The following is a 25,691-nucleotide window of genomic DNA, read 5'->3' as shown; positions in this document are numbered from 1 at the left end:
CTCCACAGCTGAGCTCGATTCGACTTCACGGGGACGCGTCGATCCGTAGCGTTCAGCTGTGCGACATCGAGCAGAACCCGGGCTGAGCTCCCTCGCAGCGGAAGCGCGCGAGGGCTCGCGGGGTGCCCGCATTCGCATCGGAGTCGGTGCGGGCGTCGTCCTGCTCCTCGTGGCGCTGGTGGTCGCCGTCGTGGTCACGACGCTCGCGCCCCGCGGGGGAGTCCGCGAACTGGATGCCGGCCGGGGCATGACGACCCCTCCCGCGACGAATGCCCGCGACGGTGCGCCCAGCGGCACCGGCGCCGGGACAGCTGCTCCTGTCCTGCTGGTGCATGTCCTCGGGGCAGTCGTCAGACCGGGAATCGTCGAGCTGCGTCCCGGTGCGCGCGTGGTGGATGCGATCGCAGCGGCCGGTGGGCTCGCTGCCGACGCGAATCCAGGCGGTGTCAACCTGGCGCGGTCGGTCGCAGACGGGGAGCAGCTCGTGGTTCCGCGCGAAGGCGAGGTGATCGCTCCGCAGGCGCCGACGGCCGGTGGCGTGACCGGTGGTGCGCCGGGCGGAGCACTCGTGAACCTGAACCTCGCCTCCGCCGCCGAACTGCAGGCTCTCCCGCGCATCGGTCCGGCGCTCGCCCAGCGCATCGTGGACTGGAGGGAGGCCCACGGGCTCTTCGCGTCGCCCGCCGACCTGATGAAGGTGAGCGGGATCGGGCAGACCCTGTTCGATGCACTCAAAGACCTGGTCACGGTATGACGGTCGACCTCCGTCTGGTCGTCCCGGCGGCGGCGGGCTGGCTCGCGGCCCTGGCATTGGTGTTCGTCCCGCACGCTGCGGCGTCCGTGGCGTTCGGAGCGTGGAGCCTGGCGGTGGCCCTGTGCGCGGGAGCAGTGCTCTGGTCGGGCACCAGGGCGGCGTGGCGCGTGGCAGGGCTGTCGGTCGTCGCCGTCGCCCTCCTTGCGACGGTGATCGCCGTCGAAGCGCCGGCCCGTACCCCGCCATCGCTCGAGGCCGCAGCGAAAGGTGGCCGCCAGACGGTGCTCGACGTCCGGCTCGACGCGGCACCTCGCCCGGTCACCGGCGGGGAGGGGGCACTCGCGCGCTGGCGGTTCGTCGGCACAGCTGTCAGGGCGGTCGAGGGGTACGACGCCGTCACGATGAGTGTCCCGGTGGTCGTGTTCGCGACCTGCGATGGAGCATCCCTGTCCCGCGTCGGGTTCGGCGACACGGTCAGCGTGAGGGGGCGTGTCCGCTCAACCGAAGCCGGAGACCGGGCCGCCTATCTCGTGAGCTCGACTGAGGCACCGACGCTGAGAGCGGGCGCCCCGTTCTGGCTGTCGTGGACGGACGGATTGCGCTCGAGCTTCAGCGCGGCTGCAGCGCAACTTCCCGGCGAGGGGGGAGGCCTCCTGCCCGGGTTGTCCATCGGCGATGTGAGCGCTGTCGGCGCAGAACTCGACGCGGCGATGAAGACGAGCGCGCTCAGTCACGTCACCGCCGTCTCCGGCTCCAATTGCGCCCTCGTCACGGCGCTCGCCTTCGCCGGCGCGGCGAGCGCGGGTGTCGGGCGCCGGCGCCGGGCGGCGATCGCCGTCGTCGCGCTTGCCGCGTTCGTGGTGCTCGTGACACCGGACTCGAGTGTCGTCCGCGCCGCGATCATGTCGACGATCGTGCTGTGCTCGCTCGCGGGAGGCCGGCCATCGCGCGGTCTCCCAGCCCTCGGCCTGGCCGTGCTCGTGCTGCTCCTGCTCGACCCGTGGAAGGCGGTGGACTTCGGCTTCGCTCTCTCGGTGCTCGCCACCGGCGGTCTGCTCCTTCTCGCAGGTCCGCTCACAGCGGCACTCTCGCGATGGATGCCCGCGAAACTCGCGATGATCATCGCGATACCGCTCGCGGCGCAGCTCGCGTGCCAGCCTGTCCTCATCCTCCTCGACGCGACGCTGCCTCTGTACGGAGTCGCCGCGAACGTGCTCATCGAGCCGGCCGTCCCGGTCGCGACGATCCTCGGCCTCGCTTCCTGTCTGCTGCTGCCGGTCGTTCCGGTGGTCGGCCAGGCACTCAGCTGGCTCGCGTGGCTTCCGTCGGAATGGATCGCGCGAGTGGCGCTCACAGTCGACCAGTTGCCCGCGAGTCGCCTTCCCTGGGTCGGCGGCGGCGTGGGGCTCGTGCTCGCGGCGGTGGTGCTGGTGCTCGTGTGCATCCGCGTCGCCAGCCCGGCCGGCCGTCGCTCGGCGTGGCTGTCCGTCGTCGCGACCATCGGTCTCATCGGCGGCGTCGGCGTCTATGCCGGGTCGCTGGCGGGGGTGGGGTTGGGGGACAGGCAGGCGCTGCCGGCCGACTGGCAGATCGCGGCCTGCGACGTCGGTCAGGGCGACGCGGTGCTGGTGCGTGATGGCGACCGTCACGCACTCGTCGACGTCGGCCGGCATCCGGAGCCGATCGGCGCGTGCCTCGACCGGTTCGGGATCGATACTCTGGACCTCCTGGTCCTCACCCACTTCGACATCGACCATGCGGGCGGGCTCGCGGCGGTGGTCGGCCGTGTCGACCGCGCGATCGTCGGTCGCGCGGTGAAGCCGGGCGATGAGGCTGCCCTGGACTCTCTGCGTCGCGGAGGCGCGGTGGTCGAACAGGGCACGACCGACCTCAGCGGCCGGCTCGGCGGCCTGGCCTGGTCCATCCTCTGGCCGACCGGCGGCGGTGCCGTCGATGACCTTCCGAGCGGCAACGAGGGGAGCGTGACGGTCGAGTTCGAGGGCCGGGGCATCCGCTCGATCTTCCTCGGCGACCTGGGAGAACGGCCGCAGGACGCGCTCCTGGCCACGGGACGGGTGCGGCCCGTCGACGTCGTCAAGGTCGCCCACCATGGCTCGGCCGACCAGTCCCCGGGCCTGTACGAGCGGCTGGATGCGCAGATCGGGCTGATCTCCGTCGGCGCGAACAACGGGTATGGGCATCCGACGCGGTCCCTGCTCGACCTGCTGGCGAGGTGCGGGACCAGCGCTCCCCGGACAGACCGGCAGGGCCTGCTGGTCGTCTCGCCACCCCACGACGGCGGCGGCATCGCGGTGTGGACCGAGCGCGCCGGCGATGACGGAGGCGGCACCTATGCTGGAACGGACGAAGGAGGAACGTGGCGGCACGGAATACGGGAGGCGCCCGCGGCGGCAAGACGACGGGCGGCGCAGGTCGATCGGCGGCGGCGATTCCCCAGGTCGCGTGGAACGGCATCCGTCCGAAGCCCGTGGTCCTCGTCTCGGGCACCGAAGGGTTTCTCGCGGACAGGGCCATCCGGCTGCTTCGCGACCAGCTCAAGGCCGAAGACCCGAGCCTGGAGATCAGTGACCTCGCCGCGAACGACTACGCGCCGGGCGAGCTCCTCACCCTGGCCAGCCCCTCCCTGTTCGGTGAGCCGCGGCTGATCCGCGTCGACGCCGTCGAGAAATGCACGGACGTGTTCCTCGACGAGATGCTCGGCTATCTGGCGTCACCGGCGGACGGCGCTGTCGTCGTGCTGCGTCACGCAGGAGGGGTGCGCGGCAAGAAGCTGCTCGACGCGATCCGCTCAGGCTCCGGCGACGGCATCGAGGTCGTATGCGCAGAGCTGAAACGCGACGCGGACAAGTATGAGTTCGCCCAGGCGGAATTCGCGACGGCCGGCAAGAAGATCTCACCGGGGGCACTCCGCGCGATCACTTCGGCGTTCAGCGACGATCTCGCCGAACTCGCTGCTGCCTGCCAGCAGCTCATCTCCGACATCGGGGCCGAAGTCACCGAGGCCACGGTCGACAAGTACTACAGCGGCCGTGTCGAGACCAACGCGTTTCAGGTGGCCGATGCCGCCATCGCCGGCCGACACGGCGAAGCGCTGGTGACATTGCGGCATGCTCTCGCGTCCGGCGCCGATCCTGTTCCGATGGTCGCGGCGTTCGCCGTCAAAGTCCGCACCATGGCCAAGCTGTCGGGCGCGCGCGGCAGTTCCGCCCAGCTCGCCTCCCAGTTCGGTCTCGCTCCGTGGCAGGTCGACCGGGCCCAGCGCGATCTGCGCGGGTGGACCGACGAGGGACTCGGTCGCTGCATCGAGGTGCTCGCCGAGACGGATGCGAACGTCAAAGGCGGCGGCCGCGACCCGGTGTATGCGCTCGAGCGTCTCGTCCGGATCGTGGCCGCGCGCGGTCGCGCCTGAGCCGCGCTCAGGCAACGCGAAAGGGCCCCCGTCATTCGACGGAGGCCCTTTCGCACAGTGCCCGCGGGCACCGAGGAATACTAGAGGCTTGCGACCTGCTTGGCGATAGCCGACTTCTTGTTCGCAGCCTGGTTCTTGTGGATGACGCCCTTGCTGGCAGCCTTGTCGAGCTTCTTGGCGGCGACCTTGAGCGCCGAGGTCGCCTTGACCTTGTCGCCGGCGATGACAGCTTCGCGCGTTGCGCGGACTGCGGTCTTCACTTCGCTCTTGACCGCTTTGTTGCGCTCCTGAGCCTTCTTGTTGGTGCCGATGCGCTTGATCTGCGACTTGATGTTTGCCACGAGTGGTTGAGTTCTTTCGTTCGATGGGAGTTTCGGATGTGCCGCTCAGCGAGAGAGGGCGCCTTGCGGCAAGATCGTGCGGACAGAACCCACACGCAAGCCAACAGACAACGTTACCAGCACGATGCCGTTCCCGGCAATTTCACCGTGAACGGTCAGGCGAGGGCTGCGCGCTGCGGCGCGTAGCTCCCGTGTGCCAGTTCCTCGACGAGGCTCGGACGGTTCGGCTCCCAGCCGAGCTCGACGCGAGCGCGCGACCCGCTCGCCTGCTGGTCGAGGAGAAGTGCATCCGCGTACCCGGCGCCGAGCCGTTCACGGGACGCGTCCGCGGACTCTCCCGTCACGCCGGCGAGTCCGGCCGCCTGCGCCGCCGCCTCGCCGAGCTCGCGCACGGTCGGGTTGTGGCCGCTCGCCCCGATGTAGGTGCTCCCGGCCCGCGCGTTCTCGAGCGCAAGCACGTAGAGCGCCGCGAGATCGTCGACGTGCACGGTCGTCCAGTGCTGGGTGCCGTCGCCGATGAGCAGGAGGGTCGGAGGCACCGTGTCCGTGACCGGCGCACCGACGATGTCGTTCGGGATCCCCTTGCCGTAGCCGTAGACGATGCCCGGCGCGATGACGATCGTCCGGATGCCGAGAGCGTCGCGCACGCGCGACTCGTTCACCCCGCGCCAGGAGGTCAGCTCGGGCGGGTCGACGGGCGATGTCTCCGTGATGGCGGGGCTGGAGCCGTAGGTCCAGATCCCACCGGTGTGGATGAACGGCTTGTCGCTGCCCTCGAGCCCGCGGAAGACGCCGGTGATGAAGTCGTGGTCGACATCCTTCGCGGAGGCGAGATGGATGACGCCGTCGCTGGCCTCGGATGCGTCGGCCACGAGGTCGATGTCTCGCGCATCCCCCACGAGCGCCGTGGCGCCCGCTGCGGTGACCTGCGCGACTCGGGACGGGTGCCGGACGAGGGCGGTCACGGAGTGGCCTTCGTCGATGAGGCGTCGGAGAACGGATGATCCGATGAAGCCGGTCGCGCCGGTCAGGAGAATGCTCATGAAAGCAGTAACGCAGGTGGGCGCGCGGCATTCCATCCGGTTCGTCCCGCGTGGCCGTCAGCGCCACCCGGTCAGCCTCGGTCGTCACCCTGGTGCGACGTCGTTCCGGGAGTGAACGAGACGCCGCGGAGCGCCTCACCGGCGTGTGCCGTCCGCAGGGTGGTGAAGCTCTCGCCCGCGTCGGGGGTGACGCCGGAGAGGCGGTCGGTGATCGCCACCAGCTTGTTCGGGTCTGCGCCGGTGTCGGTCGCACCGCTGACCGTCGAGGTGATGCCGTAGACCGTCACCGTGCCGTCGCGGTGGACAGTACCGGTGAGGTTGCGCAGCCCGTCGGTCGCCGGTGCCCACGGAAGGCCTGTAGCGGAGTTGTTCCCGGTCGGGTAACCCGGAACCTGGTACGGAGCACCAAGGTTCACACCAGCGGTCAGGGTGTACGCGAGCTTCCAGACACCGTTCGCGAGGGTCCACTTCTGCAGGCCTGCCGAGGTCTGTGCTGCGGCCGCGGTGTAGGCGCCCCCGGCATAGGTCGCGACGCCGTTGCCCTCATCCGCGACGTAGAGCGTGGTCGCGTCGCGCCCGCGACGTACTGGGTGCGGCTGCGGCCCCGCCTTCCGTTCGTCGTGTCGGGGTGCATCGTTGTGCCGGCTTTCATGGGATTCCCTTCGAAGACGATTGACGTATGACAACGAATCGCTGTGCTGCGAACTCCCGTGGCTGTTCGAGAAACGATGGATGAACGATCGGTGAACCTCTTCGCGCCGGGTCGTAGGCTCGACCCATGAAGACTGCTCCCGCATCCGTCGCCATCGTCAACGCCTACATCGTCCCGGTCGCCGGCGATCCGATCGAGGGCGGGACGGTCCTGATCGAAGCGGGCACGATCACCGCCGTCGGCCGCGACATCGCCATCCCCGCCGAGATCGACGTGGTCGACGCCACCGGCAAGTGGGTTCTGCCCGGCTTCGTCGAAGCCCACGGCCACGTCGGCATCGATGAGGAGGCGAACGGACCGGCCGGCGACGACACGAACGAGCTGACCGCGCCGAACACGGCGGCCGTGCGGGCGATCGACGCCATCAACATCGACGACGAAGGTTTCCGCGACGCGCTCGCGGGCGGGATCACGTCGGTGGTCGTGAAGCCGGGCTCGGGCAACCCGATCGGTGGCCAGACAGTCGCCATCAAGACGTGGGGCGGACGCACGATCGATGAGCAGGTGATCAGTGATTCGGTGAGCGTGAAGTCGGCGCTCGGCGAGAACCCGAAACGCGTTTACGGGGCGAAGGACAAGACACCGAGCACCCGGCTGGGCGTCGCGCTCATCATCCGCCAGGCGTTCGTCGAAGCCCAGGACTACATCGCGGCGCGCGACGCGGCACAGGAGGCGGGCACCGCGTTTCCGCGCGACCTCGCCAAGGAGGCGCTCGCGCGGGTGCTCGAGGGGGAACTCGCGTGGGACCAGCACACGCACCGTCACGACGACATCGCCACGGCCATCCGCCTGGCCGACGAGTTCGGCTACCGGCTGGTCATCAACCACGGCACAGAGGGCCACAAGCTCGCTGACGTGCTGGCCGAGCGGGACATCCCGGTGATCTTCGGCCCTCTGTTCACCTCGCGCTCGAAGGTCGAGCTGCGCGACCGTGCCATCCGCAACCTGGCGACACTCGCGGCCGCCGGAGTGCGCATTGCGATCACGACCGACCACCCGGTCGTACCCATCAACTTCCTCGTGCACCAGGCGTCGTTGGCCGTCAAGGAGGGGCTGCCCCGCGACACGGCGCTGCGGGCCCTGACCGTGAACCCCGCATCGTTCATGCGCCTCGACGACCGGGTCGGCTCGTTGACGGTCGGACTCGACGGAGACGTCGTCGTCTGGTCGGGCGACCCGCTCGATGTGAACTCGCGCGCGGAGCGGGTGTTCATCGAGGGCGCCGAGGTGTATCGGTGGGTGGATGGCCGGGGACAGGTCGTCGAACGCTCGGAGCGTTTCGCGAGCTGACCCATCCGCTGACGACGGCGTCCCGGGAGCGGCCCGGGTCGTGGGAGAATTGGCCCACAATGTCACCACGAGCTCTGAAGGCCCTCGAGCCCGCCGCGACCGATCCGGCGTCCATCCGCAATTTCTGCATCATCGCCCACATCGACCACGGCAAGTCGACGCTGGCCGACCGGATGCTCCAGATCACCGGCGTCGTCAGCGACCGCGACATGCGGGCGCAGTACCTCGACCGCATGGACATCGAGCGTGAGCGCGGCATCACGATCAAGAGCCAGGCGGTGCGGATGCCGTGGCAGGTGGACTCAGACACGTTCGCCCTGAACATGATCGACACCCCCGGCCACGTCGACTTCACCTACGAGGTCTCCCGGTCGCTGGCCGCGTGCGAGGGCGCCATCCTTCTCGTGGACGCCGCCCAGGGCATCGAAGCCCAGACGCTCGCGAACCTGTATCTGGCGCTCGAGAACGACCTCACGATCATCCCCGTGCTCAACAAGATCGATCTGCCGGCGGCCGACCCGGAGAAATACGCGGCGGAGCTTGCTTCGCTGATCGGCGGCAAGCCGGAAGACGTCCTGCGGGTGTCCGGCAAGACCGGCATGGGCGTCGAGGAGCTCCTCGACCGGGTCGTCGAACTCATCCCGGCCCCGGTCGGCGATGCCAAGGCCCCTGCGCGAGCGATGATCTTCGACTCGGTCTACGACAGCTACCGCGGTGTCGTGACCTATGTGCGCATGGTCGACGGCCAGCTGTCGCCTCGCGAGCGCATCCAGATGATGTCGACGAGGGCGACCCACGAGATCCTCGAGATCGGGGTGAGCTCGCCGGAGCCGACCCCGAGCAAGGGCCTCGGCGTCGGCGAGGTGGGCTACCTGATCACCGGCGTGAAGGATGTGCGCCAGTCGAAGGTCGGTGACACGATCACGACGGCCGCGAAGCCTGCGACTCAGGCGCTCCCCGGTTACACGGAGCCGAAGCCGATGGTGTTCTCTGGCCTGTACCCGATCGACGGCAGCGACTATCCGGAGTTGCGCGAGGCGCTCGACAAGCTGAAGCTGTCGGATGCGGCCCTCGTCTACGAGCCGGAGACCTCGGTCGCGCTCGGCTTCGGCTTCCGCTGCGGATTCCTCGGGCTGCTCCACCTCGAGATCGTCACCGAGCGCCTGGAGCGCGAGTTCGGCCTCGACCTGATCACGACGGCCCCCAGCGTGATCTACGAAGTCACCACCGAGGACAAGAAGACGATCACCGTCACCAACCCAAGCGAGTTCCCCGGCGGCAAGATCGCCAAGGTCGAGGAGCCGATGGTGAAGGCTGCGATCCTCGCGCCGAAGGACTACGTCGGCGTGATCATGGAACTCTGCCAGAGCCGCCGCGGATCCCTGCTCGGTATGGAGTACCTCGGTGAGGACCGCGTGGAGATCCGCTACACGATGCCGCTCGGCGAGATCGTGTTCGACTTCTTCGACCAGCTCAAGAGCCGCACGGCCGGATACGCCTCGCTCGACTACGAGCCCGCGGGCGAGCAGGAGGCCGACCTGGTGAAGGTCGACATCCTCCTTCAGGGCGAACAGGTGGATGCGTTCAGCGCGATCGTGCACCGCGACAAGGCGTACGCCTACGGCGTGCTCATGACCGGCCGCCTGCGCGAACTGATCCCGCGCCAGCAGTTCGAGGTGCCCATCCAGGCCGCCATCGGCGCGCGCATCATCGCGCGTGAGAGCATCCGCGCGATGCGCAAGGACGTCCTCGCGAAATGCTACGGCGGTGACATCACCCGCAAGCGCAAGCTCCTCGAGAAGCAGAAAGAGGGCAAGAAGCGGATGAAGATGGTCGGCCGCGTCGAGGTCCCGCAGGAGGCGTTCATCGCAGCCCTGTCCGGCGACACCGAGAGCGTCAAAACGTACAAGAAGTAGCTCGAGTCAGCCGGCGAGGGCGACGGCGATCGCAGCGAGTTCGGCGTGGCGGCCGGAGGCCGTGAGGTCGCCCGCGATCGTGACGAGGGCATGATCGATGTAGCCCTCGGTCCAGCAGGCGGTCGCGTTGGATGCGTCGCAGAGGTCCCGGGCGCCTGCGACGCCGGGGATGCTGACGGCGACGGGCGTCGTCGAATCCGAGGTGTAGACGATGGGTGCGGTGTCGTCCGCACCGGGCACGATGGTCACCTGGGCCTCCGTGTCGACGCAGTCGAAGGCGCCGGACTGCGCCACGGCCGCGCGGAACACCGGATCGTACGCATCCGTGAAGTCGAGAGCCCGTTTCTCGGCGGTGCCGCCGGTCGACCCGGTGATCGACTGCACGGCCGTGTCGACGACAGTGCAGCCACCGGACTGCCAGCGTGACGGTGGCTGCTGCTGAGCGGCCACGAGCGGACCGGCAGCGTCCAGCGCCGCGAGGGTCGAATGGGTGATCGCCTCGAGGTGCGCCCTGATCGCCGGGGCCGTCGTGGCCGAGATGTCACCCTCGGATTCCGTGACGGTCACCCAGGTGGTGCCGGAAAGCGTGCTGATCTCGCAGGACGGACCGTCGCCGTTCATGCAGCCGCCGACAGACTTGTCAGCCTTACCGAGCCCGGCGAAGAGCGCCCACGACGCGATGTCGTAGTGGGTCGACCTCCAGTGCGCGTCGAACGCAGCGGAGCCGGCCGGCAGGACGGAGACCCGTACGTAGTTCGTTGACGGGGTGTCACGCCACTCGCAGTCGAAGTAGCCCGCCTGCAGTCCCGCGAGCACGGTGGTCGCCGAAGGCGGGTAGACGGCTGTCATGAATACGGCCCTGGCGCTCGGGGCCGCGTTCTCGGCCGGCGGTGCGATCGAGTAGTTTGTGGCGGGCTGCACCACGAGCTGCGGGGCGATGGCCGCGAGCGTCGAGGGCGGGGCCATCGTCGCGCAGGTCGGGTGGACGGCAGCGGGCGTCGGAGCGGTCGATGCCACAGGGTCGGCCGTGTGAGCGGGCGGCGGCGACGATGTGCATCCGCTCAAGAGCAGTGCGGCCGACAGCGCGCCGAGCGCGACGATCGTTCCCCCTCGACGTGACATCGTTCCCCCTGGCCCCGCGGTCGTGAGGCCCACGATCGCGGACCGGTGACCCCACGCTAGCGGTGGGCACCGATCCCATCCAGCTTTCATCTACCCCTAAAGGGAGATGTTATCGATTCGACGCCGACGCCGTGCACTGCAGACTCTCGTACAGTGGGATCATGCGCCGCACCACCTTCACCGATCAGCCCGTCACGTACGGCGCGGTCGGTGGAACGCAGGCAGCCGACCTGCTCTACTACCCGCCGAAGGGCTACCGGCCCGTGATTCGCGAGGCACGCCTCGGCAGCGGCGAGGAGCGATTCAAGACGGCCGCCGCCTCCCTGATGACGTGGGGCGTTCAGCGCGGCAGCGGGATCAGAGTGACGGAGGCGCGTGAAGGCACGGGCGTCCAGTACGCCGGTGTCATGTTCAATCCCGACGGCAGCCCCGCAAAGCTGCAGGAGCACCGCCAGTCGGAGGCGGTGTTCGCCGAGGACGGTTCGCCGTACATCGTCAACGGGATGACCGCTGTGCTGAAGATCCCGTTCTGGCCGTTCCGCGTTTCCGCCCCGCTTCGGGTCGTGTATGTGATCGACGAGCAGAACCGGGTCGGATTCGCGTACGGAACGCTTCACGGTCATCCGTTGAGCGGTGAGGAGGCGTTCCTGGTCGAGCACCGTGAGGACGGGTCGGTGTGGTTCGTCGTGCGGGCCTTCTCGCGCCCCTCGAACGGCTTCTACCGCGCGACGTCCCCGATCCTGCGTCTCGCACAGCGGCACTACACGAACAAATACCTGCGTTCGCTCCTGCCCGCCCGGGCGGCCTGAGGCATGCCGAGCGCTCTTCCCCTCGGCGACCCTGCGCCCGCCGACGGACTGCTTCCCGCAACCGCCGCGATCGACGCATCCTCCCGCAATTTCGGCGTGTACCTGCACGTTCCGTTCTGCCGGGTGCGGTGCGGCTACTGCGACTTCAACACCTACACGGCCGCCGAGATCCGCGGCGTCTCCCAGAGCGACTACGCGGGCCACGCTGTCCACGAGGTCGAATTCGCCCGACGTGCGCTCGAGCGGAGCGGGCTGCCGGCTCGGCCCGTGTCGACCGTGTTCTTCGGGGGCGGCACGCCGACCATGCTGCCGTCGAGCGACCTCACGACCATGCTCGGGGCGGTGCGCGATGCGTGGGGTCTCGCTCCCGGCGCCGAGATCACGACCGAGGCGAACCCCGACTCCGTGGATGCGGACTACCTGCGCCGGCTGGCCGACGGAGGCTTCACCCGCGTCTCGTTCGGGATGCAGTCAGCGGTGCCGCACGTGCTCGCCACGCTCGAGCGCACCCACGACCCCGAGCGCGTCCCGCTGGTCGTCGAGTGGGCTCGTGACGCCGGCCTCCAGGTGAGCCTGGACCTCATCTACGGCACACCGGGGGAGTCGCTCGACGACTGGAGCCGCTCGCTCGAGTCCGCCGTCGCGTGCCGCCCCGACCACCTGTCGGCGTATTCCCTGATCGTCGAACCCGGCACGAAGCTCGCGCGCCAGATCAGATCGGGGGTCGTCGCCGAGCCCGACGAGGACCTCCAGGCCGACATGTACGAGACGGCGGATGCGCGACTCTCCGCCGCCGGCTACGACTGGTACGAGGTGAGCAACTGGGCCACAGATGACAACCACCGCTCCCGGCACAACCTCGCGTACTGGCAGGGCCACGACTGGTGGGGAGTGGGACCGGGCGCCCACAGCCACGTCGGCGGCGTGCGCTGGTGGAACGTCAAGCATCCGGCCGCCTACGCGGCGCGGATCGTGGCGGATGAGTCTCCCGCCGCCGGCCGCGAGACCCTCGACGCCGAGACCAGGCGTGTCGAGCGCATCCTGCTGCTCACGCGCATCCGCGACGGTCTCGCGACGAGCGAACTCGACGCCGACGGCCGCCGTGAGGTCGCCGGCCTCATCGCGGATGAGCTCATCGACGCGAAAGCCGCCCTGCGCGGGTCGGTGGAACTGACCCTGCGAGGGCGGCTTCTGGCCGATGCTGTCGTGCGCCGGCTGCTCGCGTCGAACTAGCTGACGAACTTGATCGCGAGTGGGTAGACGTACGGCTGGCCCGCGTTGGCTTTCACGGCGGCGATGATGCTGAAGACGATGTTCACCACCCAGACCGCCAGGAGGATCAGCAGCCCGATGCCGACGACGATCAGCACCCAGCCGACTGCGTACGCGATCGCCAGGGTGATCTGGAAGTTCAGGGCGGTCGCGGTGTGTTCGCGAACGAACGGTCCGCGATCCTTGAGGACCAGGTAGCCGACCAGTGCGGGGATGAAGCTGAAGAAGATTCCGCCGATGTGGACGAGGGTCGCCCAGAGCCGCTCGTCGGCGGGGTTCATCTGCGGCGTGGGCTGGTATGGCTGAGAGGGAGGGGGTGTGGCGCCTGACATCGTGCCTGCCTATTTGATGAAGCGGAAGTTGAACGGATAGCGGTAGGTGCCTCCGCCATTGACCCTGACGAACCCGAGGATCGAGAACACGAGGTTCACGATGTAGAGCACCCAGGGGATCAGGAGCGAGAAGAGGAACGAGATCGCGAACGCCGGGGTGGCGAGCAGGATCGAGCCGAGGATCACCGAGATGAGCCACGCGAGGATCCAGGTGATCTGCCAGTTGAGCGCTTCCTTGCTCTCTTGCCGGGTGAGGGCGCCGCGGTCCTTGAAGACGAGATAGATGATCAGCGACGGCAGGAACCAGAGGATGCCGCCGAGGTGGGCGAACGAGGCCCACTGTTTGTCTTCGGCGGCGGTGAGCGGGGCGCCGGGCACCGGTGCCGCGTAGGGCTGTTGCGGTGGAACGCCCGGCTGCTGCGGCGGTACGCCGCCGTACGGCTGCTGCGGCGGGACGCTTCCGTAGGGCTGCTGCGGGGGGACCGGCTGCTGCGGCGGGACCGGCTGCTGAGGCGGGATGCCCGAGCCTGCCGGATCGACGGGGGGCTGGTTGGGGTCGGTCATGATCGGTGCCTTTCATTCCAGTGGAACTGACGGACCTGCTCGTAGGCGCGCTCACCTGTGGAAGGAGATCGATCCGGGCCATCGTGCGAACTCATGCATAAGTTATCGCTGTGAAACCGGCAGGTGCAATGATTCGATGGCGTGTCGACGCGATATGATTAGCACTCAGGCTAAACGAGTGCTAATAGTTCGGGGTCAGGAGGCGACGAGAAGATGGTGTCGGACCGGAGCCTTGAAGTTCTCCGCGTGATCGTGCAGGACTACGTCGCGTCGCGGGAGCCCGTCGGCTCGAAAAGCATCGTCGAGCGCCATGCGTTCGGCGTGTCCGCGGCCACGATCCGCAACGATATGGCGGCCCTCGAGGACGAAGAGCTGATCGTCGCACCGCACACGTCGTCGGGTCGTGTTCCGACCGACAAGGGGTACCGGGTCTTCGTCGATCAGCTCGCCGACCTGAAGCCGCTCAGCCACGCCCAGCGCCAGGCCATCGAGGTGTTCCTCGGCCAGTCCGTCGATCTCGACGACGTGCTCGCCCGCACCGTGCGCCTGCTCTCGCAGCTGACGCACCAGGTCGCCCTGGTGCAGTATCCGTCGGTGTCGCGGTCGCGCATCCGCCACGTGGAGTTCGTGAACCTAGCGCCCCAGCGGCTGCTGAGCGTCCTGATCACCGATTCGGGCGCCGTCGAGCAGCGGGTCATCGAGGTGCCGCAGGAACTCGACGAGGAACGCATCGCCGAGGTGCGAACGGCTGTGAACGCCGCGACCGCGGGGCTGACGCTGGCGGATGCCGCAGCCCGGCTGCGTGGGCTCGCCGACGACACGGCGGAACCCGGGCATGAGGTGATCCGCCCGGTGGCGCGAACCCTGGTCGAGCAGATCGAGGCGAACCGGCAGGAGAAGCTCCTCATGGCCGGTGCTGCGAATCTCGTGCGTACGGAGCACGATTTCACCGGGAGCATCTACCCTGTTCTCGAGGCGATCGAGGAGCAGGTCATCCTGCTGCGGCTTTTCGGAGAGATGGCGACGGACCAGCATGGCGTGTCCGTCTCGATCGGCCGCGAGAACGCGCCGTTCGGCCTCGCTGAGACGAGTGTTCTCACCAGCGGCTACACCTCGTCGGCATCCGGAATCGCCCGACTGGGGGTCCTCGGCCCCACACGCATGGACTACTCGAACAACATGGCGGCCGTCCGGGCCGTCGCCCGTTACCTCTCCCGGCTGCTCGGCGAGAACTAGCAATCGACAGTTAAGGAACTGCCTACGTGGCTGACCACTACGAAGTACTCGGCGTCACCCGTGACGCCAGCCCCGATGAGATCAAGAAGGCCTACCGCCGCCTGGCGCGCGAACTGCACCCCGATGTGAACCCCAGCGCGGAAGCGTCGGAGCGCTTCAAGCTCGTCACCCATGCATACGATGTGCTGAGCGACCCGCAGCAGCGCGAGCAGTACGATCTCGGGCCCCAGGCCGGGTTCCCTGGCGGTGCGGGCTTCGGCAACTTCGGCGACATCTTCGAGACGTTCTTCGGGGGCGGTGGCGGAGGTCGTGGTCCCAAGTCGCGCCGGGAGCGCGGCCAGGATGCGTTGCTCCGTGTCGAGGTCGACCTCGACGAGATCATCTTCGGCACCCATCGCGACCTCGAGGTCGACACGGCTATCGTCTGCGAGACCTGCAACGGCTCCTGCTGCCAGCCCGGTACAGCCCCGGTCACCTGCGACATCTGCCACGGGACCGGAAGCATCCAGCGCTCGGTTCGCTCGCTGCTCGGCAACGTGATGACCTCCAGCCCGTGCGGCACCTGCCGCGGCTTCGGCACCGTCATCGTGACGCCGTGCGTGACCTGCCAGGGCCAGGGCCGCGTACGTGCGCGGCGCACCGTCCCCGTCGACATCCCCGCCGGCGTCGACACCGGGCTCCGCCTGCAGATGCCCGGCAGCGGCGAGGCCGGCCCCGCCGGCGGCCCCAACGGCGACCTGTACCTCGAGATCAAGGTCAAGCACCACGACGTCTTCAGCCGCGACGGCGACGACCTGCTCTGCACGCTGGAGGTGGCGATGACGGATGCGATCCTCGGCACCCACGCGAAGGTCCGGGCTCTCGACGGCGACATCGACGTCGAACTGAAGCCCGGAATCCAGAGCGCGGACATCATCACCGTGAAGGACCGCGGCATCACGCACCTGCGCGGCAGCGGCCGGGGCGACCTCCGTGTCGGGATCCAGGTCGTCACCCCGACCAAGCTCGACCACCGGGAGCGCGAGCTGATCAAGCAGTTCGCGTCCACCCACAAGCAGGAGGCGCCCAGCCTGGCGCGATTCCAGCAGGGGCTGTTCGCGAAGCTCCGCGACCGGTTCCTCAACGTCTGAGCCCATCGTGAGCTCCCTCTACCTGCGCGAAGACCTCCTGGTCACGATCGTGGGCCAGCGCCTGTCCGTCGTCGGGGCGGAGGCGAAGCACGCGGCGACGGTGAACCGCACGCGCGTCGGAGAGGTGGTCGCGATCGGGAACGGTCGCGGCCTCGTGGCGACCGGCCCGGTCGTCTTGGCCACCCCATCCGAAGTGACCATCGACGTCGAGGCGGTCGACCGGGTCGCCCGGCCGGCGCCGCTGCTCACACTTGCGCAGGCGCTCGCCAAGGGGGACCGCGACGAGCTCGCCGTCCAGGCCTCGACCGAGCTGGGTGTCGACGCGGTCATCCCGTGGGCTGCCGAACGGTCGGTGTCCCGCTGGGAGGGCCCGAAGGTGGCGAAGGGCCGGGAACGCTGGGGCGCGATCGTGCGCGAAGCGGCCAAGCAGTCCATCCGGCCGTGGGTGCCGGAGGTCGGCGAGTTGATGTCGTCGAAGCAGCTTCCTGCGCTGGCCTCCGCGAACCGGATGCTCGTCCTGGAGCCGACCGCTGAGACGCCGCTCTCCTCGATCCGTCCCGACGGCCGCGACCTGGTTGTCGTCGTAGGCCCGGAGGGCGGGCTCTCCGACTCCGAACTCGCCCGCTTCGCCGACGCCGGCGCCGAACTCGTGCGGCTCGGCGGCACCGTGCTGCGGACCTCGACGGCGGGGCCGGCGGCGATCGCCGTCCTCAACGCCCTCATCGGCCGCTGGTGACCCGCCGGTCGTGCCCTCAGAGCCCTTAAGATAGACGTATGGCAACGGACGAGCGCTCGATCTTCTCGCGCATCATCGCGGGCGAGATCCCCGCCGACGTGGTGTTCGACAGTGAGCGCATCATCGCGTTCCGCGACATCGCACCGAAGGCTCCGGTCCACCTGCTCGTCGTGCCCAAGACGGAGCGGTACCGCGACGTCGTCGAACTGGCCGCCGGCGACCCCGGGCTCCTCGCCGAGCTGGTGGCGACCGCGAACACTCTCGCCGAGGAGCACGCCCACGGCGAGTTCCGGCTGGTGTTCAACACCGGTGCGAGCGCCGGCCAGACGATCTTCCACGTGCACGCACATGTGCTCGGTGGCGAACTCGAGGAAGGATCCCTTGCCCAGTAGCGACTTCCCGTCCCCCGAAGGCCAGGCCGAAGCGCGCCTGCACATCGACGGTGTCGCCATGGTGCGCCTTCTCGGCCCCCAGGACCGCCTGCTGACCACGATCGAACGGCAGTACCCGATGGTCAGCGTGCATGTGCGCGGCAACGAGATCACACTGTCGGGCGACCCGTCGCAGGTCGACGCCGCCCGCCGACTCATGGAGGAACTGCTCGTCATGGTGAAGAACGGCCAGGAGATCAGCCCGGCCGAGGTCACGAGCTCGGCCAAGATGCTGAGCTCCGACCTCAACCTGAGTCCGGCGGATGTGCTCAGCCAGGCCATCCTGACGGCGCGCGGCAAGAGCATCCGGCCGAAGACGCTCGGTCAGAAGCAGTACGTCGACGCGATCGACCACAACACGATCGTCTTCGGCATCGGACCCGCGGGCACCGGCAAGACCTACCTCGCGATGGCGAAGGCGGTGCAGGCGCTGCAGCGCAAAGAGGTCAACCGCATCATCCTGACCCGACCGGCCGTCGAAGCGGGGGAGCGCCTCGGCTACCTGCCCGGCACGCTCACCGACAAGATCGACCCGTACCTCAGGCCGCTATACGACGCCCTCAACGAGATGATGGACCCCGAACTCGTGCCCAAGCTGCTGGCGGCCGGCACCATCGAAGTCGCCCCGCTGGCCTACATGCGCGGCCGCACGCTCAACGACTCGTTCATCATCCTCGACGAGGCGCAGAACACGACGCCCGAGCAGATGAAGATGTTCCTCACCCGCCTGGGCTTCGGTTCGCGCATGGTCGTGACGGGCGACATCACCCAGGTCGACCTGCCGACGGCGGCAAGCGGACTGCGCCTCGTGACCCGCGTGCTCAAAGACATCGACGACATCCACTTCTCGCGGCTGACCAGCGACGACGTCGTGCGGCACACGCTCGTGGGCCGCATCGTCGACGCCTACACGGTCTACGACGAGCAGAAGCAGGCGCTGCACTACGAGCGTGAGCAGGCTGCCGAGTTCGCCAATCGGGCGGAGCGCCGTTCCGGCATTCCCCGTGACCGCCTACCCAAGAGACGATAAGGGCCCAGCGTGAGCATCGAAGTCAACAACGAATCCGCCATCGCCGTCGACGAGGCGGCCCTGCAGCGGCTCTCGGTGTACGCGCTCGAGGCGATGCACGTGCATCCGGATGCCGAGCTCGCGATCGTCCTCGTCGATGAGGCCGCGATGGAGCAGCTCCACGTCCAGTGGATGGACGAGCCCGGCCCCACGGATGTGCTCAGCTTCCCGATGGACGAGCTGCGGCCCGGCACCGAGGACCAGCCCACCCCGGCCGGTCTCCTCGGCGACATCGTGCTGTGCCCGCAGGTCGCCCAGGCCCAGGCGGAGACCGCCGGCCACAGCATGATGGAGGAGCTGCTGCTGCTCACCACGCACGGCATCCTCCACCTGCTCGGTTTCGATCATGCGGAGCCGGAAGAAGAGAAGGAGATGTTCGGCATCCAGCGCGACATCCTCGTCGGCTTCTCCATGCACGAACGACGACGATAGGGGCGCGGATGCTCGTCGCGGTCTTCTTCATCGTCGCCTTCCTGCTCGTGGCGTTCGGTGGTCTCATGGCTGCAGTCGACGCGGCGATCACCGTGCTGTCGCGCGCCGACATCGCCGACCTGGCCGAAGGCTCGCGTGCGAGGCGCTCCCTCCTGGCGATCGCCGCCGACCCTGGCGCGCACTTCAACGCGATCAACTTCATGCGCATCATCGCGGAGACGACAGCCGCGGTGCTCGTCACGCTGGGGTTCGCGATGATCTTCGAGCAGTGGTGGATCACGCTGCTGCTCGCCGCGCTGATCATGACCGGCGTCTCGTTCGTGCTGGTCGGCGCCAGTCCGCGCAGTGTCGGCCGGGCCAATTCGAAGTTCCTGCTCCGGCTGACGGCGCCATTGGTGCATTTCATCCGGGTGCTGCTCGGCCCGATCGCGAACGGCCTGGTCGCACTCGGCAACCGGGTGACGCCCTCCCGGGCGCGGTCGGCGACGGTCGGCTCGGAGGAGCAGCTGCTCAGCATCGTCGACGAGGCGACCGAACTGGATGTCCTCGAGGAGGACGACCGGGAGCTCATCCACTCGATCTTCGAGTTCAACGAGACGGTGGTCCGCGAGGTGATGATCCCGCGCACCGACATGGTCACCATCGACACCACGGCGGGACTCGGAACGGCGATGGGCCTGTTCCTCAGCAAGGGCGTCTCGCGCGTGCCGGTGATCGACGGTGACCCTGATGAGGTCGTAGGGGTCCTCTACCTGCGGGACGTCGCGAAGCTCAGCTTCGAGAGCCCGCTCGGTGTCGACGAGGTCACCATGGGTGACCTCGCCCGCCCTGCGCTGTTCGTCCCCGAGTCGAAGAAGGCCGACCAGCTGCTGCGCCAGATGCAGCTCGAGTCGAATCACCTCGCCATGGTCGTCGACGAGTACGGCGGCATCGCCGGTCTCGTCACGCTGGAAGATCTCATCGAGGAGCTGGTGGGCGACATCTCCGACGAATACGACCGCGAGGTCGAACTCGTCGAAGAGGTCGGGGAGGGCCGGTACCGCGTGAGCGCTCGTCTCCCGGTCGACGAACTGGGCGAGCTGTTCGGGCTCGACCTCGACGACGAGGACGTCGACACGGTCGGCGGCCTCTTCGCGAAAGCCCTTGGACGACTTCCCGGGCCGGGCTCCGTCGTGACGACCAGCGGCCTCCATTTCACCGCCGACCGCACCGAAGGCCGGCGCAGACGACTGAGCACGGTGCTCGTCGAACGCGACACCGCACTGATCGCTGCGCAGGATGCGCTCTTGAAGGAGAACGAATCGTGAATGACTACCATGCAGGGTTCGTCTCTTTTGTGGGGCGCCCCAACGTCGGCAAGTCGACGCTCACCAACGCTCTCGTCGGAGAGAAGGTGGCGATCACCAGCTCGAAGCCGCAGACGACTCGTCGCGCCATCCGCGGAATCGTCCACCAGAAGAACGGCCAGCTGATCCTGGTCGACACTCCGGGCATTCACCGCCCTCGCACGCTGCTCGGCGAGCGGCTCAACTCGCTCGTGCAGGCGACCCTCGGCGACGTCGACGTGATCGGGATGTGCGTGCCGGCGAACGAGAAGATCGGCCCGGGCGACCGTTTCATCAACGACCAGCTCGACGAGTACCCGCGCGCGAAGAAGGTGGCCATCGTCACCAAGATCGACGCGGCGAGCCGAACCGCCACTGCAGAGCAGCTCCTCGCGGTCTCGTCCCTGCGGGAGTGGGAGGCGATCGTCCCGATCTCGGCGACGAGCCGCATCCAGCTCGACACGCTGACCAGCGAGCTGGTCCGCCTGCTGCCGGTGTCGCCCGCGCTCTACCCCGACGACGCGATCACCGACGAGGGGCTCGAGGACCGCATCGCCGAGTACATCCGCGAGGCCGTGCTCGAAGGTGTCGAGGACGAGCTGCCGCACTCCCTGGCGGTGACGATCGACGACATCGTCGAACGCGACGACAAAGACCTCGTCGAGGTGTACGCGAACCTCTTCGTCGAGCGGGACAGCCAGAAGGCGATCGTCATCGGCAAGGGCGGCAGCCGGATCAGGGACATCGGCGCCGAGGCGCGGCCGGCGATCGAGAAGCTCCTCGGCAAGCACGTCTTCCTCTCCATCCGGGTGAAGGTCGCCAAGGACTGGCAGCGCGACCCGAAGCAGCTGGGCCGGCTCGGGTTCTGAGCGGCATACATCGCGAGGATGAAATCGGCGCCATGACGGGGCCAAGTGGCGCGGAGCAGGACACCGGCGGGCCGGTCGGGCCGTACGGTGGAAGGGTGCTTCGCCGACTCGTCACCTACCGCTGGGCGCTGGAGCCTGCGCTCGGAGTGCTGCTGCTGGTCTGCTGGCTGCTGTTCGGTTCGGTGGCGGATGCGCAGGGTGCGTCAGTGGTCTCGTTCTTCTGCGGCGCGCTGGCGCTCTCCCGCGTCGCGCCGGGTGTCGCGCTCGGCTTGACGTGGTGCGCCGCGTTCATCGCGCTGGTCGGTCCGCACGAACTGGGCTCGACGTTCGGCTGGATGGCGTACATCGCCGTACTGCTCACCCTGTTCGGGGTCGCGGCGCACGGAAGGCGGGCGGTCTTGTGGCTGGCCCTCGCGAGCGCGCCGCTGCTCGGGTTCGCCGGCGCCTTCGTGCTGGACACCCAGAACACCCTGGCATTCCCGCATTTCGGTCCGTCGTTCGGCGGCCTCTACGCCAGCTATGGCATCGCGCTGCTCCTGATGTGGCTCGTGCTGACCACCGGGCTCTGTGCCGGCTGGCTCCTCGGCTTCCTCGTCGCGCGACAGCGAGGCAGCCCGCAGACGGCGGGGGCCTCGGTTCTCGTCTGGCTCGCGCAGTCCGGCGGCGCCGCGGTCGACGGTTCGGGACAGGATTCCGGGATGCTCGTCCGGCGGCTCAGCCCGCGGCAGCTCATCGCCGATGTGTCGATCGCGGGCGCCTTCGCGCTCGGGTGCGCCATCACCGGGGTCAGCCCACGCCCGTGGATCCTCGTGACCGTCGGCTTCACCATCGCCGTCGCACTCCGCCGGATCTCGCCGGCGGTCGCCCTCGCGGTCGCGTGGTTCGCCGCGATCGTGCAGATGACGTCCGGTCTCGGGGTGCAGTTCAGCGATGTCGGCGTGCTCATCGTCCTCTACGCGACGGCCGCTTACGGCGACCGGATCGTGCGCTGGTCGGGCCTCGTCTCGGCCGGGGTGGGGGCAGTGGTCGCGGCCCTCTACCTGTCGGTGAGTTCCGCACTCGACAGCGGCTACTTCAATCTGGTCTCCAGCAGGATCGCCGCGCTCGCGCTGCAGTTCGCGTTCCTGTTCGTGGTCTCCGCGACCGTTCTGGGGCTGTCCTGGGTGCTCGGTCTCCTGATGCGCACCTGGCGTACGGCGATCGCAAGCCGTCGGGCCCAGGCCGAGGCCGAGGTGGAACGACTTCGTGCGCAGGAAGACGTCGTGGTCGAGCAGGAGCGCACCCGGATCGCCCGGGACATGCACGACGTCGTCGCGCACTCGCTCGCCGTCGTCATCGCACAGGCGGACGGTGCCCGCTATGCTCGGGCGACCGATCCGGATGCGGTCGACGAAGCGCTGACGACGATCGCGTCGACCGCCCGCGAAGCTCTCGGCGATGTGCGGCTGCTCCTCGGCGAACTGCGTCACGCCGAGTCGGAGGGGCCGCAACCGAGTCTCGCCGATCTCGATCGTCTGGTCGACCAGCTGCGTGCGGCCGGTCTGCCCATCGAACTCTCGCGGGAGGGCGCCGACATCGCACTCGGATCCGCCCACCAGATCGCCGCGTACCGCATCGTGCAGGAAGCGCTCACGAACGCCCTGCGGCACGGCGACACCACACGCACAGCGACCGTCGATCTCGACGGCGAACCGAACGGAGTGACCATCACCGTGACGAACGCACTGAAGGACCAGCCTGCCCCCGATGGCTCCGCCCAGCGCGTCGGCCACGGCCTGCCGGGCATGCGTGAACGCGCTGTGCTCTCCGGAGGCTGGCTGACCGCCGAGCCGCACGGCGACCGGTTCGTCGTCAGGGCGTTCCTCCCTGTGCCCGCAGCGGTGCGTCAGGGAGGGGGCGCGTGACCGGGGAACGCATCCGCGTCGCACTCGTCGACGACCAGGCGCTCTTCCGGGCGGGCATCCGGATGCTCGTGTCGTCGCAGCCCGACCTCGCGTTCGCTGGGGAGGCCGCCAACGGGCGTGAGGGAGTATCGCTGGTGCGCGACGCGAGGCCCGATGTCGTGCTCATGGACATCCGGATGCCCGTGATGGACGGAATCGCCTCCACCTCGGCGATCATCGAGGCGGCCGAGCAGGAGAACTTCTCCGCGCCGAGGATCATCGTGCTGACGACGTTCGACCTCGACGAGGCGGCCGCCCGCGCGATCCGGGTGGGCGCGAGCGGGTTCGTGCTCAAGGACGCCGAACCGGAGTTCCTGCTCGCCGCAATCCGCACGGTGCACGCCGGCAGCGCCGTGATCGCCGCCGGAGCGACGCGTGAGCTGTTCCAGTACTTCTCCGCTGCAGAGCCGGAGAAACGCAAGCCGGAGTCGTTCGGCTCCCTCACGGCCAGGGAGCGCGAGATCTTCCTCCTTGCGGCCCGTGGCCTGAGCAATTCGGAGATCGCGTCATCCGAGTACCTGAGCGAGGCCACCGTGAAGACGCACATCAGCCGGATCCTCGGAAAGCTCGGCCTCCGGGACCGCGTGCAGCTTGTCGTCTTCGCTTTCGAGCACGGGCTCACGTCGTGGGAATCATCCTGACGATGTAGCCGGTGTCGGTCCTGCGCCCGATCCGGCGGCGGATGCGCACCCGTAGCGTCGGAGAATGGACATCGACAGCACCCAGGACATCGACAACACGCTGGCCATCGACAGGTCAGGGGCCGGGCTGGTCGCGCGCGTCGCGAACGCCACCAAATCGTACGGGGCCGGAGCGGGAAGCGTGCATGCGCTCGACGATGTGTCCATCGGGATCCGGGCGGGCCAGTTCACGGCGATCATGGGCCCGAGCGGGTCGGGGAAGTCCACCCTTATGCACATCATGGCCGGCCTCGACTCGGTGACGGCCGGCAGGGTCTGGCTCGGCGACACCGAGATCACGGCGCTCGGGGATGCGCAGCTCACCATTCTGCGGCGGCGTCGCGTCGGGTTCGTCTTCCAGTCCTTCAACCTCGTGCCCACCCTGGACGTGTCGGGCAACATCCTGTTGCCGTTCGAGCTGGACGGCCGTAAGCCGTCCGCGGAGGAGCGGGAGTGGGTCGACCACCTGATCGATTCGCTCGGACTCGGCGACAGGCTCACCCACCGGCCGCACGAGCTCTCCGGCGGGCAACAGCAGCGGGTCGCGATCGCCCGTGCGCTCGGCACACGCCCCGACCTCATCTTCGCCGACGAGCCGACCGGCAACCTCGACTCCCGCACGGGCCGTGAAGTGCTCGCCCTCCTGGCTGCCGCGAGCGTCAGCTACGGGCAGAGCATCGCGATGGTCACGCACGATCCGATCGCGGCGGGCTATGCCGACCGGATCGTCTTCCTCGCCGACGGCCGCGTCGTACACGAGCGCGAGCGCTCGACGCCGGAGGAGATCTCCAGCTACATGCTCGGAATGGAGCAGCGCGCATGAGCGGGGCGATCACCGCGGTCCGCACGAACGCCCGCGAGCACCGGGCGAGCATCCTGGTGTCGGCGCTGAGTTCGGCGTTCGGGGTGTCCCTGCTCTCGGCGACCGGCGTGCTCGCGACCTACATCGCGCAGGACAGGGTGGGCGAGCACGGATCGGTCAAGCTCGCGCTGTCGATCGTCGCCGGTGTGTTCTTCGTCATCGCGGTGTACGTCGGCGCGATCGTGACCACGAACACCTTCGCGACCATCGTGGCGGGCCGGACCCGCACGATAGCCCTCCTTCGGCTGATCGGCTCGAGCTCGCGCGCGCAACGCAGGGCTGTCGCCGGAGAGGGCTTCGTCGTCGGAGTCGTCGGAGCCGTCGCCGGGGCGATCATCGGTATCACGCTGACGATCGTCGCCGTCAGGGCCTTCGTCGCCGTCGGCACTCTGCCCGACCTCGCCTACCCGCTCCTCGAACCCGTCAACCTGGTGCCGGTCGTCGTCGTCGTGCTGACGACCTGGCTGGCGTCCTGGGTCGGAAGCCGCCGCGTCCTCTCCGTGACCCCGATCCAGGCGATCGGCGCGGCACAGGAACCCACAAGGGACGAACTCCGGCGCAAGCCGGTCCGCAACGCGCTGGCGTTCGGCATGGTCGGCTTCGGAGCCGTGCTGCTGGCGGGCGGCATCGTCATCGGTCTCGTCTCGCCGCTGGGCGTGCTGGTCGGGCTGGTCGGCGGAATCCTGTCATTCACGGGCATCGTGCTCGCGGCCCACCTTTTCATGCCGTCCGTGCTGCGCGGCGTCGGCCGGCTCTTCGGCCGCTCCGCGCCCGCTCGCCTCGCAGCCGCCAACGCGGTGCGCAACCCGGAGCGCAGCACCCGGACGACGATCGGTCTCGTCATCGGGGTGACCTTGATCACGATGTTCGTCGTCGCCGCCTCCTCGTATCAGCGGATGATCCTGATCGCCCAGCAGTCGAACCCCGAGCTGTTCCAGGGCGTCGACAGCGTCATCGCCGTGACGACGGTGGTCTTCTCGGTCCTCATCGGCTTCTCGGCCGTCATCGCGGCGATCGGCGTCGTCAACAATCTCTCCCTCAGCGTCCTCCAGCGCACCAGGGAGCTCGGCCTGCTTCGCGCGCTCGGCTTCAGTGCGCGCCAGGTGCGCGCGCTGATCCTGTCCGAGAGCGCGCAGCTGACCATCGCCGCGGTGCTCGCCGGCCTGGTGCTCGGCGTGATCTACGGCTGGGCGGGTGCCCAGTCGCTTCTCGGATCGCTCCCCGGCGGCGCAGGATTCGTCCTCCCGGTGGTGCCGTGGCAGTTGCTCGCCATCGCCGCCGTAGTCGCTGCGGGCCTCGCCATCGTCGCTTCCGTAGCGCCGACACGCCGAGCGACCGGGGTCTCTCCGGTCGCGGCGCTCGCTATCGACTGAAGGATTTCTCAGACTCCGGC

At 68.6% G+C, this 25,691-nt stretch carries 24 protein-coding genes and 1 pseudogene; 19 read left to right on the top strand and 6 right to left on the bottom strand.

Annotation, left to right across the window (positions count from 1 at the left end; all coding sequences use genetic code 11):
• Positions 1-58: 58 nt before the first annotated feature.
• The 3 genes and pseudogenes from G3T36_RS11545 (at position 59) to holA (ending at position 4,184) form a co-directional block, all read left to right on the top strand.
• Complete coding sequence (locus tag G3T36_RS11545) at positions 59-754, top strand: ComEA family DNA-binding protein (RefSeq protein ID WP_338031558.1); 696 nt, start codon at positions 59-61, stop codon at positions 752-754.
• Positions 751-2,868: pseudogene (locus tag G3T36_RS19835) on the top strand (ComEC/Rec2 family competence protein); the annotation flags it as partial. The gene G3T36_RS11545 and the pseudogene G3T36_RS19835, both read left to right, overlap by 4 nt.
• A gap of 263 nt (positions 2,869-3,131) precedes the next feature.
• Positions 3,132-4,184, top strand: a complete 1,053-nt coding sequence (gene holA / locus G3T36_RS11535; RefSeq protein WP_420811042.1) for a DNA polymerase III subunit delta — start codon at positions 3,132-3,134, stop codon at positions 4,182-4,184.
• An 80-nt stretch (positions 4,185-4,264) separates the two neighbouring features.
• Here the strand turns inward: holA and rpsT are convergent, their stop codons facing one another.
• The 3 genes from rpsT to G3T36_RS11520 form a co-directional block, all read right to left on the bottom strand.
• Positions 4,265-4,525: a 30S ribosomal protein S20 gene (rpsT, locus tag G3T36_RS11530; protein ID WP_163289912.1), complete on the bottom strand. Its 261-nt coding sequence runs from the start codon at positions 4,523-4,525 to the stop codon at positions 4,265-4,267.
• Positions 4,526-4,680: 155 nt separating this feature from the next.
• A complete protein-coding gene (locus tag G3T36_RS11525) occupies positions 4,681-5,568 on the bottom strand; it encodes an NAD-dependent epimerase/dehydratase family protein (RefSeq protein WP_163289911.1) in 888 nt (295 codons plus the stop codon).
• Between the two features lie 71 nt (positions 5,569-5,639).
• Positions 5,640-6,254 (bottom strand): hypothetical protein, encoded by a 615-nt coding sequence (locus G3T36_RS11520; RefSeq protein WP_193571073.1) that lies wholly within the window; start codon positions 6,252-6,254, stop codon positions 5,640-5,642.
• 92 nt (positions 6,255-6,346) lie between these two features.
• Here G3T36_RS11520 and G3T36_RS11515 point away from each other — a divergent pair, with 92 nt between their 5' ends.
• Positions 6,347-7,570 (top strand): amidohydrolase, encoded by a 1,224-nt coding sequence (locus G3T36_RS11515; protein ID WP_163289910.1) that lies wholly within the window; start codon positions 6,347-6,349, stop codon positions 7,568-7,570.
• A gap of 59 nt (positions 7,571-7,629) precedes the next feature.
• Entirely contained in the window at positions 7,630-9,486 is a 1,857-nt protein-coding gene (gene lepA, locus G3T36_RS11510) for a translation elongation factor 4 (protein WP_163289909.1), read from the top strand.
• 6 nt (positions 9,487-9,492) lie between these two features.
• On the opposite strand, the gene G3T36_RS11505 is transcribed toward lepA, so the two are convergent.
• Positions 9,493-10,608: a hypothetical protein gene (locus G3T36_RS11505; RefSeq protein ID WP_163289908.1), complete on the bottom strand. Its 1,116-nt coding sequence runs from the start codon at positions 10,606-10,608 to the stop codon at positions 9,493-9,495.
• A 161-nt stretch (positions 10,609-10,769) separates the two neighbouring features.
• Here G3T36_RS11505 and G3T36_RS11500 point away from each other — a divergent pair, with 161 nt between their 5' ends.
• Both G3T36_RS11500 and hemW read left to right on the top strand, forming a co-directional pair.
• On the top strand, positions 10,770-11,417 hold the full coding sequence (locus tag G3T36_RS11500; protein WP_163289907.1) for a DUF1990 domain-containing protein: 648 nt from the start codon (positions 10,770-10,772) through the stop codon (positions 11,415-11,417).
• Between the two features lie 3 nt (positions 11,418-11,420).
• Positions 11,421-12,650, top strand: a complete 1,230-nt coding sequence (gene hemW / locus G3T36_RS11495) for a radical SAM family heme chaperone HemW (RefSeq protein WP_163289906.1) — start codon at positions 11,421-11,423, stop codon at positions 12,648-12,650.
• Here the strand turns inward: hemW and G3T36_RS11490 are convergent.
• Together G3T36_RS11490 and G3T36_RS11485 are read right to left on the bottom strand one after the other, a co-directional pair.
• On the bottom strand, positions 12,647-13,021 hold the full coding sequence (locus G3T36_RS11490) for a DUF4870 domain-containing protein (RefSeq protein WP_240148440.1): 375 nt from the start codon (positions 13,019-13,021) through the stop codon (positions 12,647-12,649). The two genes, hemW and G3T36_RS11490, sit on opposite strands and share 4 nt — an antisense overlap.
• 9 nt (positions 13,022-13,030) lie before the next feature.
• A complete protein-coding gene (locus tag G3T36_RS11485) occupies positions 13,031-13,585 on the bottom strand; it encodes a DUF4870 domain-containing protein (protein WP_163289905.1) in 555 nt (184 codons plus the stop codon).
• A 213-nt stretch (positions 13,586-13,798) separates the two neighbouring features.
• On the opposite strand from G3T36_RS11485, the gene hrcA reads away from it, so the two are divergent.
• The 12 genes from hrcA (at position 13,799) to G3T36_RS11425 (ending at position 25,671) form a co-directional block, all read left to right on the top strand.
• Positions 13,799-14,821 (top strand): heat-inducible transcriptional repressor HrcA, encoded by a 1,023-nt coding sequence (hrcA, locus tag G3T36_RS11480; protein WP_163289904.1) that lies wholly within the window; start codon positions 13,799-13,801, stop codon positions 14,819-14,821.
• 26 nt (positions 14,822-14,847) lie between these two features.
• Positions 14,848-15,951, top strand: a complete 1,104-nt coding sequence (gene dnaJ, locus G3T36_RS11475; RefSeq protein WP_163289903.1) for a molecular chaperone DnaJ — start codon at positions 14,848-14,850, stop codon at positions 15,949-15,951.
• 7 nt (positions 15,952-15,958) lie between these two features.
• Positions 15,959-16,687, top strand: coding sequence for a 16S rRNA (uracil(1498)-N(3))-methyltransferase (locus G3T36_RS11470; RefSeq protein ID WP_163289902.1), 729 nt, complete (start codon positions 15,959-15,961; stop codon positions 16,685-16,687).
• Positions 16,688-16,725: 38 nt separating this feature from the next.
• A complete protein-coding gene (locus G3T36_RS11465; protein WP_163289901.1) occupies positions 16,726-17,079 on the top strand; it encodes an HIT domain-containing protein in 354 nt (117 codons plus the stop codon).
• Between the two features lie 58 nt (positions 17,080-17,137).
• Positions 17,138-18,148 (top strand): PhoH family protein, encoded by a 1,011-nt coding sequence (locus G3T36_RS11460; protein ID WP_240148504.1) that lies wholly within the window; start codon positions 17,138-17,140, stop codon positions 18,146-18,148.
• 9 nt (positions 18,149-18,157) lie between these two features.
• The gene (gene ybeY, locus G3T36_RS11455) at positions 18,158-18,619 is read left to right on the top strand and encodes an rRNA maturation RNase YbeY (protein ID WP_163289899.1); all 462 of its coding nucleotides are present in this window, start codon (positions 18,158-18,160) and stop codon (positions 18,617-18,619) included.
• Between the two features lie 8 nt (positions 18,620-18,627).
• Positions 18,628-19,926: a hemolysin family protein gene (locus G3T36_RS11450; RefSeq protein ID WP_163289898.1), complete on the top strand. Its 1,299-nt coding sequence runs from the start codon at positions 18,628-18,630 to the stop codon at positions 19,924-19,926.
• On the top strand, positions 19,923-20,813 hold the full coding sequence (gene era / locus G3T36_RS11445; protein ID WP_163289897.1) for a GTPase Era: 891 nt from the start codon (positions 19,923-19,925) through the stop codon (positions 20,811-20,813). The genes G3T36_RS11450 and era overlap by 4 nt, the downstream gene beginning before the upstream one ends.
• A 32-nt stretch (positions 20,814-20,845) precedes the next feature.
• Entirely contained in the window at positions 20,846-22,717 is a 1,872-nt protein-coding gene (locus G3T36_RS11440) for a sensor histidine kinase (protein WP_163289896.1), read from the top strand.
• Positions 22,714-23,397 (top strand): response regulator, encoded by a 684-nt coding sequence (locus tag G3T36_RS11435; RefSeq protein ID WP_420811041.1) that lies wholly within the window; start codon positions 22,714-22,716, stop codon positions 23,395-23,397. The genes G3T36_RS11440 and G3T36_RS11435 overlap by 4 nt, the downstream gene beginning before the upstream one ends.
• Before the next feature lie 64 nt (positions 23,398-23,461).
• A complete protein-coding gene (locus G3T36_RS11430; RefSeq protein ID WP_163289895.1) occupies positions 23,462-24,259 on the top strand; it encodes an ABC transporter ATP-binding protein in 798 nt (265 codons plus the stop codon).
• On the top strand, positions 24,256-25,671 hold the full coding sequence (locus G3T36_RS11425; RefSeq protein WP_163289894.1) for an ABC transporter permease: 1,416 nt from the start codon (positions 24,256-24,258) through the stop codon (positions 25,669-25,671). The genes G3T36_RS11430 and G3T36_RS11425 overlap by 4 nt, the downstream gene beginning before the upstream one ends.
• The last annotated feature ends 20 nt before the right edge of the window (positions 25,672-25,691 follow it).

Origin of the sequence: Leifsonia tongyongensis (assembly GCF_010686705.1) — a bacterium.
Taxonomy (GTDB): domain Bacteria; phylum Actinomycetota; class Actinomycetes; order Actinomycetales; family Microbacteriaceae; genus Diaminobutyricibacter; species Diaminobutyricibacter tongyongensis.
The sequence above is the reverse complement of the archived record's forward strand: the minus strand, read 5'-3'. Positions and strand labels throughout refer to the sequence as shown.